16 protein-coding genes and 1 other annotated feature are annotated in these 13,290 nt (G+C 36.8%); of the genes, 9 read left to right on the top strand and 7 right to left on the bottom strand.

Annotated elements, in window-relative coordinates; genetic code table 11:
* The first annotated feature begins 254 nt into the window (after positions 1-254).
* The 5 genes from rpsD to MNO09_RS06530 all read left to right on the top strand — a co-directional run bounded on the left by rpsD (position 255) and on the right by MNO09_RS06530 (position 4,538).
* On the top strand, positions 255-857 hold the full coding sequence (gene rpsD, locus MNO09_RS06550) for a 30S ribosomal protein S4 (protein WP_000135322.1): 603 nt from the start codon (positions 255-257) through the stop codon (positions 855-857).
* 496 nt (positions 858-1,353) lie between these two features.
* On the top strand, positions 1,354-2,745 hold the full coding sequence (locus MNO09_RS06545) for a T7SS effector LXG polymorphic toxin (RefSeq protein WP_002096281.1): 1,392 nt from the start codon (positions 1,354-1,356) through the stop codon (positions 2,743-2,745).
* Positions 2,735-3,280, top strand: a complete 546-nt coding sequence (locus tag MNO09_RS06540) for a hypothetical protein (protein WP_088107403.1) — start codon at positions 2,735-2,737, stop codon at positions 3,278-3,280. The genes MNO09_RS06545 and MNO09_RS06540 overlap by 11 nt, the downstream gene beginning before the upstream one ends.
* A 256-nt stretch (positions 3,281-3,536) precedes the next feature.
* Positions 3,537-4,001, top strand: coding sequence for a hypothetical protein (locus tag MNO09_RS06535; RefSeq protein WP_000312812.1), 465 nt, complete (start codon positions 3,537-3,539; stop codon positions 3,999-4,001).
* A gap of 72 nt (positions 4,002-4,073) precedes the next feature.
* On the top strand, positions 4,074-4,538 hold the full coding sequence (locus tag MNO09_RS06530; protein WP_001147017.1) for a hypothetical protein: 465 nt from the start codon (positions 4,074-4,076) through the stop codon (positions 4,536-4,538).
* A gap of 65 nt (positions 4,539-4,603) precedes the next feature.
* On the opposite strand, the gene MNO09_RS06525 is transcribed toward MNO09_RS06530, so the two are convergent.
* Positions 4,604-4,732 carry a hypothetical protein gene (locus tag MNO09_RS06525; protein WP_000050940.1) on the bottom strand — a complete coding sequence of 43 codons (129 nt, stop codon included), beginning with the start codon at positions 4,730-4,732 and terminating at the stop codon, positions 4,604-4,606.
* A 150-nt stretch (positions 4,733-4,882) separates the two neighbouring features.
* On the opposite strand from MNO09_RS06525, the gene MNO09_RS06520 reads away from it, so the two are divergent.
* Positions 4,883-5,185 carry a YjdJ family protein gene (locus tag MNO09_RS06520; protein ID WP_000154636.1) on the top strand — a complete coding sequence of 101 codons (303 nt, stop codon included), beginning with the start codon at positions 4,883-4,885 and terminating at the stop codon, positions 5,183-5,185.
* A gap of 78 nt (positions 5,186-5,263) precedes the next feature.
* Here MNO09_RS06520 and tyrS read toward each other — a convergent pair whose 3' ends face one another.
* From tyrS to acsA, 6 genes are all read right to left on the bottom strand, one after another.
* Positions 5,264-6,520, bottom strand: a complete 1,257-nt coding sequence (gene tyrS / locus MNO09_RS06515; RefSeq protein WP_000512075.1) for a tyrosine--tRNA ligase — start codon at positions 6,518-6,520, stop codon at positions 5,264-5,266.
* Positions 6,521-6,590: 70 nt separating this feature from the next.
* Positions 6,591-6,819, bottom strand: a binding site (T-box leader).
* Between the two features lie 77 nt (positions 6,820-6,896).
* Entirely contained in the window at positions 6,897-7,142 is a 246-nt protein-coding gene (locus MNO09_RS06510; protein WP_001293777.1) for a hypothetical protein, read from the bottom strand.
* Positions 7,123-7,668, bottom strand: a complete 546-nt coding sequence (locus MNO09_RS06505; protein WP_000057177.1) for an RNA polymerase sigma factor — start codon at positions 7,666-7,668, stop codon at positions 7,123-7,125. Before MNO09_RS06505 ends, MNO09_RS06510 begins: the two co-directional genes overlap by 20 nt.
* Positions 7,649-8,104, bottom strand: coding sequence for a hypothetical protein (locus MNO09_RS06500; protein WP_000066430.1), 456 nt, complete (start codon positions 8,102-8,104; stop codon positions 7,649-7,651). The genes MNO09_RS06505 and MNO09_RS06500 overlap by 20 nt, the downstream gene beginning before the upstream one ends.
* Positions 8,105-8,170: 66 nt before the next feature.
* Positions 8,171-8,728 carry a maltose acetyltransferase domain-containing protein gene (locus MNO09_RS06495; RefSeq protein WP_000845594.1) on the bottom strand — a complete coding sequence of 186 codons (558 nt, stop codon included), beginning with the start codon at positions 8,726-8,728 and terminating at the stop codon, positions 8,171-8,173.
* Between the two features lie 85 nt (positions 8,729-8,813).
* Positions 8,814-10,532 carry an acetate--CoA ligase gene (gene acsA, locus MNO09_RS06490; RefSeq protein ID WP_088107404.1) on the bottom strand — a complete coding sequence of 573 codons (1,719 nt, stop codon included), beginning with the start codon at positions 10,530-10,532 and terminating at the stop codon, positions 8,814-8,816.
* Positions 10,533-10,708: 176 nt separating this feature from the next.
* Here acsA and acuA point away from each other — a divergent pair, with 176 nt between their 5' ends.
* The 3 genes from acuA to acuC are packed head-to-tail and all read left to right on the top strand — an operon-like array spanning position 10,709 to position 13,167.
* Positions 10,709-11,341 carry an acetoin utilization protein acetyltransferase AcuA gene (gene acuA / locus MNO09_RS06485; RefSeq protein ID WP_000581390.1) on the top strand — a complete coding sequence of 211 codons (633 nt, stop codon included), beginning with the start codon at positions 10,709-10,711 and terminating at the stop codon, positions 11,339-11,341.
* 18 nt (positions 11,342-11,359) lie between these two features.
* On the top strand, positions 11,360-12,004 hold the full coding sequence (locus tag MNO09_RS06480) for an acetoin utilization AcuB family protein (protein ID WP_000634565.1): 645 nt from the start codon (positions 11,360-11,362) through the stop codon (positions 12,002-12,004).
* Positions 12,001-13,167: an acetoin utilization protein AcuC gene (acuC, locus tag MNO09_RS06475; protein WP_000092827.1), complete on the top strand. Its 1,167-nt coding sequence runs from the start codon at positions 12,001-12,003 to the stop codon at positions 13,165-13,167. Before MNO09_RS06480 ends, acuC begins: the two co-directional genes overlap by 4 nt.
* The last annotated feature ends 123 nt before the right edge of the window (positions 13,168-13,290 follow it).

Raw genomic sequence — 13,290 nt, 5'->3', positions numbered from 1 at the left:
AAATTTATATGCATAAAACAAAAACGTACCCGCTTGACGAAACTCTAGGTAAAAGATATAATAGCGTTTGTGTAAAATAAAAAGGCAGCCTTGTAATGTGAGTTTATCGTTTGTATTTTGTTCCTCTACGGAGGTGTATCTCGTAACTCCCTGCTGCTGGAGCGAAGGTACATGAAAACAAAATGCCCGTAAATATCGATTACGTCTGTTTTTATTTTACGTAAATAAAAACATTTTTAAAGGAGGAGTCAACTATGGCTCGTTATACAGGTCCAGCTTGGAAACTGTCTCGTCGTCTTGGAATCTCTCTAAGCGGCACAGGAAAAGAATTAGAAAAACGCCCTTACGCACCAGGTCCTCACGGTCCTAACCAACGTAAGAAACTTTCAGAATACGGTTTACAATTACAAGAGAAACAAAAACTTCGTCACATGTACGGCATGACTGAGCGTCAATTCCGTCGCACATTTGACCAAGCAGGTAAAATGCCTGGTAAGCACGGCGAAAACTTCATGATCCTTCTTGAAGCTCGTCTTGACAACCTAGTTTACCGTATGGGCTTAGCTCGCACTCGTCGTGCAGCTCGCCAATTAGTAAACCACGGCCACATCACAGTTGATGGATCTCGCGTAGATATCCCATCTTACCGTGTAAAACCTGGTCAAACAATCAGCGTTCGCGAAAAATCTAACAGCCTTGTTGTTGTTAAAGAAGCGATCGAAGTTAACAACTTCGTACCAGAATACTTAACTTTCGATGCTGATAAATTAGAAGCTACTTACACTCGTCACGCTGAGCGTTCTGAGTTAGCAGCTGAAATCAACGAAGCATTAATCGTAGAGTTCTACTCTCGTTAATCTCGGTACTCTGAAAAGAGTAGTATTAAAAGCCTTAGGAACCTTGTTTATCAAGGGGCCTGGGCTTTTTTTATTGAATATAGCCGGTATATGTATAGAAACAGAACAATGTAACAAAATAAAAAAGAACTGCAAGTCTATAGTTAATAAAAATTAACCCTCTCTCTAGAATTTCATCAATTTTTTATCCACATTAATAAAAACCTCCCCCTTCTTCTAACACTTAAAAATACTATATTCTCCCCCATAACTCATTTTTCTTTGCTATACTCTCCTTTCGTTAACATGATTTTTACAACGTATTTATTTGTATATAATCTATACCTTCCCTTTTTCTATTTACATTCAACCTTAAAAACCTCTTCATCACCAGAGCATCCGAATAAGATTAAAAAACTTAATGAACAAGCAACTTTTCAGCTCAATAATCAGAACATTACATTTACAACAATTCCCTTAAATTGGTATTATTTTCTTGTAAGGGGAGGGAAAGTTCATGTCTTTAAATATGTATCTCGGTGAAGTACAAGCTCAAACAGAAAGTATGAATGCTTTCTGTAACGCTACTATTCAAGGAATGGAACAAATTATTCATTCTATTGACGCTTTTGCATTGGATACTGTTCTACAAGGACAAACATATAGTAGTGCAAAAGCATATTTCTTACAAACCTTTCGTCCGTTAGCACAAGGAATCATTTACTTATGCGAAGAATTAATCCGTCAAAATGATGCTTTTCCAAGAGACTTTCAATCACAGGTAGCTTCTACAGATGTTATCGAACAAGAAATAAGAGAACAAATCCAAGAAATCAATCAAACCATTGCAAGTATAGAAGCAATAGAGGTACTTACACCAATGCCTGGAGTAGACTCAATTGTGGCTGTTTTAATTACGATGAGAAAAAAGCTTGATGAAAAACTAGAGCGTCTACATGAATTCGATTATACATCCAGTAATAACTACAGCACGGCCCTTCAACTAGCAGCTAGTATTGCTATGGGTTTAGCGGAAGTCCAAAGCGGGAAAGGTTTTAGTCCGGTAAGTGGTACATTTAGTACACAAAGGTTGAATATGGAATGGATAGCCTCTATTCAAAAAATTGCAGAGGAAAGAGTTCAAGAAGCCGAAATAAAAAAAGAAATTGAAGAAAAAATGGCTTTGCAGGAACAAGAAGCTAATAGACCGTGGTACCAAAAAACAGCTATTGGCGCTTGGGAATTCTTCCAAGGAATTTGTAATTCAGCTGCTGAAAACTTTACAGGCGTGGAATTACCAATGGGCAATGAATTAGAAAACAAAACAACCTTTCAAGCCGGAAATCTTGTGGGGAATTTTGTATCAGGGGTAGGATCTATTTTTGAAATTTTGGGCGGTATAGCCATTGTAACAGGATCAAATGTTGGAACCGTATTGTTAGAAGGAGTAACTTTCGGGGCAGCATCACCAATTGTTATCCCAGCTGATTTAGTTCTTACAACCGCTGGAGCAGGTGTTGCTACACATGGTACATTTGTATGGTATAATACGATTCAAAATAGTATTGATACTCTTCAAAAATTCCAATCTTCTAGTAGAATTGCAGCTGATTTTGAAAAAGGAATTAGCAAGTTACCTAAGGAAGAACGTATTCCCAAAGTAAATAAGAAAGCGGAAGAAATCGCAAAAAACAATGGATGGGAAAGAAATAAATCATTAGAAAAAAAGAATAAAGGACGAACTATTTATACTGACCCTAAAACTAAAAAACATTACTCAGTAGATACTCAACATGGAAGATTTGAAGAACTCAATAAAAGAGGTAAACATTTAGGTGAAATTGATTTTGATTTGAAAGGAACTAAAGGACCAGATAAGTCAGGAGGGCATGACATAAATGTTAAATAAAAAAATTGAAGAAGTAAAAAGAAAATACTACGTTGAAAAAAATATAGAAGAATATCTACAAAAGTCTTCTATCAAACTAACTCTCCCTAAACAAATAATTGATTTTTGTAATAAAAATAATATTAAAATTAAAGGAGATAGCGACATAGTATTTCCTTCAAATGATTGGTATATTACTTTACCAAGTTATGTAAAAGGTGAGTTTGAAGTTGAATATACTACATATCTTATCATTTCTAAACTAGCTAATGTATATTCTATCCTTAATTCCTTTGAAATTGTAAATAAAGATGTCAATGGCATGATGCCTACTTTAACTGGAGATTCAGAGCAAGAATATAATAGATTGCAATCTCAATTAATATCAGTTATTGAAACAACTCTAAAAGCAAGCGGATATGAAAGAATTGGTTACACAGATAGTAGCCGAAAAATAGAAGGAATAAAATTTGCAGACGATGTCGCACTATTTGGTCCCGATGTAACTGTTGATGACATTCTATTTAGGGATGTACTCGATGTAACACCTGATTGATATTTAAACTAACGTTTACGTTAGCTTTTCCTTTGTTTCAAATCAAATATCATGGAAAAGGCATATTTGATTTTACTGGTGAAAATATTATAACTAAGATACTTCAAAATGAACTGTATCAAGCGGATTATACATTTGCAAAGACTTCAATTTCACGTACGAAAAAAGAAACAAATTCAGGAAAAATTTTGAGACGTATTTGAAAGAAATGAAAGGTAAATATGCTATTGAGATTAGGTTTAGGGAGGAATAATTGATGGCATATGATTTAGAACTTGAAATAAAAGAGGTACTTGAGAAAATTGATTTTGTAGAAAGATATAAATCCTTATCAGAAAAATTTCCCGATAGAACAAATACATTTGAAAACTATGAAAATCAAAAAGCTATTGAAGTATTCGAGTCTCTTGGCTATAAAGCTCGTTACAATAAAAAAGAAGACTTTTTTATTGTAGGAGAAGTAAAAAACAAAGATGTCTACACCTTTAGATTCAACATCAGCTTAAAATATGGTGTTGCTGAATTGATTTGGGAAGCATGGCATAATGGTGAAGTTAGAGCTGGAGACCCTTGGGACATATTTATAAGATTGTTATCAAATGACACGGAAAAAGTACCCGTGCTATATTTCCACAGTTACAATGAACTCAAAGAAATCATGAAAATTGCCTTTGAAATGTACGAAGATTTTAAGCGAGAATTAATTCCTATTTATTCATGATTTCACCTTAAAGATATATGAAGTAATGACCCAAAAATAAGGATAGACTTAATATTTTAGGAGGAATAACTTTTGCCTTATTCATTAAAACCTGAAATACAAGCCAGTCTTGCAAAAATTGATTTTATTAAGAGATATAAAGCCCTATCAGAAAAGTTTTCTGATAGGGAAAATACATTTGAAAACCATGAAAACGAAAAAGTAATTGAAGTATTCGAGTCTCTTGGCTATAAAGCTCGTTTTATGAAAAAAGAAAACTTTTTTATTGTTGGTGAAGTAAAGAACAAGGATTTCTATACTTTCAGATTCAATATCAGCTTAAAATATGGGCTCGTTGAATTTATTTGGGAAGCATGGCACACTGGTGAAGTTAGAACTGGAACATCTTGGGCTATGTTTGTAGACGTATTATCCAATGATACTGAAAAAGTGCTCCGTCCAGGTTTCCACAGTTATGAAGAACTCAAAGAAATCATGAAAATTTCCTTTGAAATGTACGAAGATTTCAAGCGAGAATTAATTCCTATTTATTCATAATGTAAAAAGCTACCGAAGACAACTAAACAGTTACTTCGAGTAGCTTTTATTTATATATATTAAAGTTATTTATTTTCCTCTTTCTGAACATATACATAAGCATCTTTCTGCTCTTTATGTATATCCACCTTCGAATTCTCTGCAAGCTGACCCGCGTTTAGCAAAGAAAAAATAATGAGCGCTTCTAGTGACATTTTGTTTTACCACTCCTTTCTAGTTGTTATACATTTATCATACCGCTTACATGTGATTTTCGTATGAACTCGAAAAGGAGATTACAACAAAAAGGTTACAAGAATACGAATGCACGCTATAATAACCATTAAATAGGAGGTTGATTCATTTTGACAATAAACCAAATGGTTCAATTAGGTAGTGCATGTATGTTATTTATTACTTCCGCGCTTATTAATTGGTATCAAGGGAGTAATTTGATAGATGATCCTGATGAATGGAAATATAGCGCTAAGTTTACGAATTACTTTAAAGGTACCGTTTCAAATTACCAAGATATTTATCAAATCGATTTCTTTATATATGCGGCAAAATTTCATCCAACAGCATTTGTTGTTATGCTTATTAGTTTACTTTATATGCTCGTATTAATTCTTCATATTCTATTTACAAGAACTCGTAAGGCAATCTAAATTTATACATAAAAACCCCGAATCATAGACTTTTCAGCCTACAATCCGGGGTACTATTTGTTTTATATTCGTTTCTGATTAGTAACGAATTAAGAAATATTTCTTTTTACCGCGGCGAATGATTGTAAATTTACCTTCGATGCGGTCGTTTTCTGTTACAACGTAGTCTAATGCTTGTGTACGCTCACCGTTTACGTAGATTGCGCCGTTCGTTACATCTTCACGTGCTTGACGTTTTGATGGAGAGATTTTGCTTTCTACAAGTAAGTCGATTAATACTGTATCTTCTGCAGTACGTTCTACAGATGGTACGTCTTTGAATCCTTGTTCGATTTCGCTTGCAGTCAGTTCTGCTACAGAACCGCTGAATAATGCAGCTGAGATTTTAATCGCTTGCTCTAATGCTTCTTCGCCGTGAACAAGTTTTGTCATTTCAGAACCTAATGCTTTTTGTGCTGCACGTTTTTCTGGCGCTTCAGCTACTTGCTTTTCAAGCTCAAGAATTTCTTCATGAGATAAGAATGTGAAGTATTTTAAGTATTTTACAACATCACGGTCATCTGTATTAATCCAGAATTGGTAGAACTCGTAAGGAGTTGTTTTCTCTGGGTCTAACCAAATTGCGCCGCCCTCTGTTTTACCAAACTTCGTACCGTCAGATTTTGTAACTAGCGGAATTGTTAAACCGAATGCTTTCGCATCTTCTTCTGATTTACGGATTAATTCAAGACCAGCTGTAATGTTACCCCATTGATCACTACCACCGATTTGCAAGCGGCAATTATGGTTTTGGTATAAGTTTAAGAAGTCGTATGATTGTAAAATCATGTAACTAAACTCAGTGAATGAAATACCAGTATCTAAACGAGATGCTACTGTATCTTTTGCTAACATATAGTTTAAACCGAAGTTTTTACCGATATCGCGTAAGAATGAAATTACATCTAAGTTACCAAGCCAATCATAGTTATTAGCCATCGTTGCTGGGTTGTCCACGTTTTCGAACTCTAAGAAGTTTGAAAGTTGGTTTTTAATGCTTTCTGTGTAGTAAGCAACTGTATCTTTCGTATTTAATGTACGCTCTGCTTTTTTACCACTTGGATCACCGATCATACCAGTACCACCGCCAACAAGTGCGATTGGTTGGTGACCAGCTAATTGGAAACGACGTAACATTAATACTGGTAACATATGACCGATGTGTAAGCTATCCGCTGTCGGGTCGAAACCACAGTATAATTTAACGCTTTCTTTTTCTAATAATTGCTCAAGTCCCTCAGCATCTGTTTGCTGATTAATTAAACCGCGAAATTCAAGATCTTGTAAAATACCCATATCCTACATACTCTCCTTTAAGTTCATTACTGGCGTGAAGGTTGAAAACATAAAAAAATCGCCCCTTGAAATAAGGGACGATTTTGATTATCGCGTTACCACCCTAGTTGCAGGCCAAAAAAGCCTACCACCTTATTTACATAACGGCTTAGCACCGTCTTTTCCCTTTTGAATACAATTCAATCGAAAAAAGATGCTCTAGGGGCGTAATTCGCGATCATCTATGTGCTGATTTTCACCGGCCATCAGCTCTCTAAAACAGGGAAATGATCACTACTTCTCCCTTTCCACGCTCAATTATTCATATACTTTTCTTTATACCATCATTTATATAGGCATGTCAAATAGAGGTAGGTGTTCTCTCCTTGCCAATCCTTTACAACGTCGCAAAGAGTATCGTAATAAGAGAAAGAATTGGAACCCCAACTAATAACGATACGTGAAACACAACAGATAAATCATTCCCAATCGTCGCCTCCACAGGATCTTTCGCTGGAGAACCAAGAAAGCCAATGAATCGGTCGAAGCGACTTACCGTTTTTGGAAAATCCGGTATTTCTACATGGTCACTATCTAAATGTTGTTTTAATTTATATTCACTCTTAAAGGGATTTTCGCTCAATTTCATCCACCTCCAGCAATTGTTTCAATTTCTTTATCCCGTTATGCAGTCTCGACTTCACTGTTCCAATCGGAATGTTTAATATCTCTGCAATTTCTTTTTGCTGCATATCATGATAATAAAAAAGGATGAGGACAGCTCGCTGGTCTTCAGGAACTTTCAAAATTGCGTCCCTTACAGTAAGACGGTCTTCTTGTGAAAACTCTACCTCTTGAATTGGCACTAAAAATGGCAAAAGCGTACGCCACTTTTTTCTTCTATTTAATTTATTAATCATAAGACGATAACCAATTTGAAATAAATACGTTTTTATTTTTCCTTTCTCAAGTTCATACATATGTTTCTTACGCTCTAACGTCAAAAATGTATCTTGCACAAGGTCGATACTTAACTGTTCATCTCGGTTAAAGCGATACAAAAATGTATATAGCGCTGGTTTAATTAAAACATATAGTTTTTCCCCAGCCTCCTTATCCCCACTTTGGTACGCAAGCATGAGCTCCTCCTCAATCCCAATCTGCGCCATTTTTTTTGATCTCCTTTATTCCTTTTAACGTTAATGAAATACGGGAAATTAAATATGCACTTGCGACAATGACCCATGCTTGTGACTGATGCGTAAAAAATTGAACATATGGGTTTTGAATCGTAAATCCACTAAAAACGAAAATATTTAACGCCAGCACACATATACATGCATACACTGCAAGACAGACCGAAATTGTATCAAATACATTCCAACGAAAATATATTTTTGTTTTTGTAAAATCAATTTTATTTCCATTTTTTCGTACAATATACTTCTTATCCAACGGAATAATGATTGAAAAAATAACAATCATTATAATCCCAACTGTAATCATTGAAACTTTAAAGCCAATTGGCATCGGTAATAACAGACCACAAGAAAATACAACGATAATTCCAATTAAAGCAAAAGCAAGAAGTAATTTATTAGACATAAAAAAGCCTCCCTCATCTATTCTTTCATAAATGTATACAGACGAGGAAGGCACTTCGTTCAAATATTATTTTATTTTTTTAATAATCTTTGCAGGATTTCCGCCGACTACTACATTGTCCGGCACATCTTTCGTTACAACGGCGCCAGATGCGATCACCGCGTTGTCTCCAATTGTGACACCAGGATTAATAATCGCTCTTCCGCCAATCCATACGTTATCACCAATTGTAACTGGTTTTCCATATTCTGATCCGCTTATGCGCTCTACTGGATCAAGCGGATGTGTTGCTGTATAAATGTGAACACCTGGAGCTAACATACAGTTCACTCCGATTGTTACTGGACATACATCTAAAATTGTACAGTCAAAGTTCGCGTAAAAATTTTCGCCCACGTGAATGTTATAGCCGTAATCACACCTGAAAGAAGATTCAAGATGAATGTTATCTCCAGTCGTTCCGAATAGTTCTTTTACGATTTCGCTACGCTCTTTTAATTGTACTTCTGGTGTTTCATTTAATTTTCTCGTTAATATACGAGCCTGCTCCCTCTCTTGAACTAAAACTGGATCAGCTGGTATGTACATTTCTCCTAGTATCATCTTTTCTTTTTCTGTTTTCATTTTATTACCCCCTTTAACTTATATATATAAGTTTACAATAACATAAAAAAAGGTCTGAACGTTATTTCGTTCAGACCTTCCTCTCTTAATCTTCCATCGTTGATAAGTCACCTGTTGGTAAGTTTAACTCCCACGCTTTTAATACGCGGCGCATAATTTTACCACTTCTCGTTTTCGGTAATTTATCTCTAAATTCAATTTGTCTTGGCGCTGCATGAGCTGCTAGGCCTTTCTTTACAAATTGACGAATTTCTTCTTTTAATTCATCAGATGGTTCGTATCCTGCTCGAAGCGCGATAAATGCTTTAATGATTTCGCCGCGCACCGGATCAGGAATACCAATTACCCCAGCTTCTGCAACAGCAGCATGCTCGATTAATTTGCTTTCTACTTCAAACGGACCAACGCGCTCACCTGACGTCATAATAACATCGTCAATACGTCCTTGGAACCAGAAGTATCCATCCTCGTCCATATAGGCAGAGTCACCTGATACGTACCAATCTCCCGGCATAAAGTAAGACTCATATTTTTGCTTGTTATTCCAAATCCCGCGCATCATAGCTGGCCAACCTTTACCAATTGCTAAGTTGCCCATTGTGTATGGAGGCACTTCATTTCCTTCATTATCAACAATCGCTGCTTTCACACCTGGAATTGGTTTACCCATTGAACCTGGACGGATTTCCATACAAGGATAGTTACAAATAACTTGTCCACCTGTTTCTGTCATCCACCACGTATCATGAATACGAAGTCCAAATGCATTCATACCCCAGCGAATTACTTCTGGATTTAACGGTTCACCAACGCTTAATACGTGACGAACTTGTGATAAATCATATTTTTTAATTGCGTCTTGTCCAGCTCCCATTAACATACGGAATGCTGTTGGCGCGCTGTACCAAACTGTTACACCGTAATCTTGCAGTGCTTCATACCACGCTTCTGGACTAAAGCGGCCACCTAAAATAACATTTGATGCTCCGACTAACCACGGCGCGAAAATACCGTAAGCCGTTCCTGTTACCCAGCCTGGGTCAGCTGTGCACCAATATACATCGTCCTCTTTTAAATCTAATACCCACTTCGCCGTTTGATAGTGCTGCACCATTGCGTTTTGCGCATGTAGCACACCTTTTGGCTTCCCAGTAGAACCAGATGTGTAATGTAGAATTAAACCGTCTTCACGGCCTAGCCATTCAATATGTAATTCTTTTGAAGCTTGTTCAAATAAAGGATTGAACGCTACCGTTTTACCGCCTTCTTCTACATTATCTCCAACAAGGAATACTGTTTTTAAAGCAGGTAAATCATTTAATGGTACTCGCTCTAACAATTCAGGTGTTGTAATTAACACTTTTGCTTCGCTATCTTCTAAACGATCGCGAACTGCGCCTTCCATAAATGCTTCAAATAGCGGACCAACGATTGCTCCCAATTTCACTGCACCTAAAAGTGCAAAATATAACTCTGGGGAACGCGGCATAAAAATAAAAACGCGATCGCCTTTTTCTACATCGCCATAATTTTTCAGGACGTTTCCTGATTTATTAGAAAAATCCTTCATTTCCTTAAATGTATATTTCTCTTTTCGCGATCCATCTTGATAATAAAGGGCTACTTTATTCTTTCGATCGGATTTCGCATGCTTATCAATTGCCTCATACGCCATATTTACTCGACCTGTTTCATTCCAAGTAAAATTTTTATTAACCTCTTCCCAGTTAAAATTCGCGTATGCCTCATCATAATTCGGCAAATTATTTTCTCCTTTAATGACAGGAAGCGTTTCTACTTTCATACTTTACATCCCCCTCCTATGTATTCTATTATCTATTATAATGATATTATTTAAAATTTTCAGTATATTTGTTGATTTTTAGACAAATTTTTAATGACAAAATTCGATTCACATCGCATATATTATAAAGTACGATATTAATAGATTCACAAACCCTCAAGGTGGTGAGCAATACATTGATCCATAAAAAAATATACAATGCCAGAAACTTAAAAACAGCGAAAGGCACTTTAATTATTGAAGGTCCTGTCTCTACACATAACTTAGAAATGTATGAATTTCATCCAGACTTAATTGCGTTTCGTCCTGCCGAGCAGCAATATAAAGCAATTGTCGAAATTTCTAAATTACCAGAAGCTCGTCTCATTATTGCTAGACATGACCGAACGATCGTTGGATATGTTACATACTTGTATCCTGATCCACTCGAACGATGGTCAGAAGGAAAGATTGAAAACTTAATTGAACTCGGGGCAATTGAAGTTGTCCCCACCTTCCGCGGTTGCTCTGTCGGAAAGAACTTATTAGAAGTTTCAATGATGGACGATCATATGGAAGATTACATTATATTGACGACTGAATATTATTGGCACTGGGATTTAAAACAAACAGGCTTAAATGTTTGGGAATATCGAAAAGTAATGGAAAAGATGATGAATGCTGGTGGCTTACAATGGATGGCTACAGATGATCCTGAAATTTGCTCGCATCCCGCTAACTGTTTAATGGTCCGCATCGGTAAACGCGTTGATACGGAGTCTATTCAAGCATTTGATCGTCTACGTTTTCACAATCGTTTTATGTACTAAATAAAGGGGGCAACTGGAATGATTGTAGAAGAAATTATGAATCAAGATGTGGTGACACTACACCCAAACGATACAATCGAAACAGCAATCCGAACGATACGCACGAAAGGCATTCGGCACATTCCAATTGTCGATCAAAATAATCATGTGGTAGGCATTATTTCTGATCGGGATGTAAGAGATGCAAGTCCATCAATTCTTGATGAACAAGTTCCACTCGCTATGCTGAAACAACCGCTCGACCTTATTATGAAACAACCTGTTATGACTTGCCATCCTCTCGATTTCGTTGAAGAAATTGCTACTTTATTTTTTGAAAATAAAATTGGCTGTCTCCCTGTTACAAAGGCTGGCAAGCTAGTTGGAATCATTTCTGAATCTACTGTACTGCACACGTTAGTGAAATTAACAGGAGCACATCAACCAAGTTCACAAATTGAAATTCAAGTAAAAAACGAACCTGGTATTCTTGGAAAAGTCGTTGCTATTTTTAGTGATTTGCAAATAAATATCGTGAGCGTTCTCGTCTACCCAGCAAAAGATGAGAATGATAAAGTACTCGTTTTCCGCATTCAAACGATGAATCCGCTAAAAGTGATTGATGCACTTGAAGCAGAAGGCTACCGCGTATTATGGCCGAACATTATGGGGATGCAAGCATGAGTAGCGCGTTTATTTATTCGGATGATTTTCGGGGCTATTCGTTTAGCCCTGATCATCCTTTTAACCAACTTCGCGTCACACTTACGTATGACTTATTACAAAAGGGTGGTTTCATCTCTCCTTCCCAAATCATCTCACCAAGGATGGCTACAGATGAAGAGATCGCCTACGTTCATACAGAGGAGTACATAAATGCGGTAAAACGTGCTGGAGAAGGTAAGTTAGAAAAATCAATTGCGATGACATATGGACTCGGTACAGAAGATACACCGATGTTTCCAAATATGCACGAGGCAAGTGCATTACTTGTTGGTGGAACATTAACAGCTGTCGATGCTGTTCTTTCCGGGAAAGTAAAACATGCACTTAATTTAGGCGGTGGCTTACATCATGGCTTCCGCGGCAAGGCATCTGGCTTTTGTATTTATAACGATAGTTCCATCGCAATGAAATATATACAGAAAAAATACGGTTTACGTGTTTTATATATTGATACAGATGCTCATCACGGTGATGGTGTACAGTGGTCTTTTTACGACGATCCTAACGTATGCACCATTTCACTACATGAAACTGGGCGTTATTTATTCCCTGGAACTGGCGCTGTAAATGAGCGCGGACAAGGTAATGGCTATAGTTATTCTTTTAACGTTCCACTGGATGCCTTTACAGAAGACGAATCGTTTTTAAATTCATATCGTACTGTCGTAAAAGAAGTTGCCGCATACTTTAAACCGGATATTATTTTAACGCAAAACGGCGCTGACGCACATTATTACGACCCACTTACACACCTTTGCGCAACGATGAATATTTACCGTGAAATACCGAAGCTCGCTCGCGAAATCGCTAATGAATATTGCGAAGGTCGCTGGATCGCTGTCGGCGGTGGTGGCTATGACCACTGGCGCGTCGTCCCAAGAGCTTGGGCACTTATTTGGCTCGAAATGAACAACATCCAAAACATCTCAGGTTATCTCCCTCCAGAATGGATTGACGCTTGGAAAGGACAAGCTGAAACAGAACTTCCCCTCACATGGGAAGATCCAGACAACATGTATAAACCGATCCCCCGTAAACCAGAAATTGAAGAAAAGAATGCATTAACTGTAGCGAAATCCCTTGAAATTATTCGGAATAATATGACAAAATCTTTGTACTAAACGAAAAGGAGGCTCGTTTTTTAATGGCCTCCTTTTATTTATTGACGACTTTTGTCGGTAAGTCGATATATTTTTAGATTCGCTGATATATTCTAATAATCGCCGATATATTTTATTTAAGAA

It is taken from the genome of Bacillus sp. N5-665 (assembly GCF_022637375.2).
Classification (GTDB): Bacteria; Bacillota; Bacilli; order Bacillales; family Bacillaceae_G; genus Bacillus_A; species Bacillus_A wiedmannii.
The sequence above is the reverse complement of the archived record's forward strand: the minus strand, read 5'-3'. Positions and strand labels throughout refer to the sequence as shown.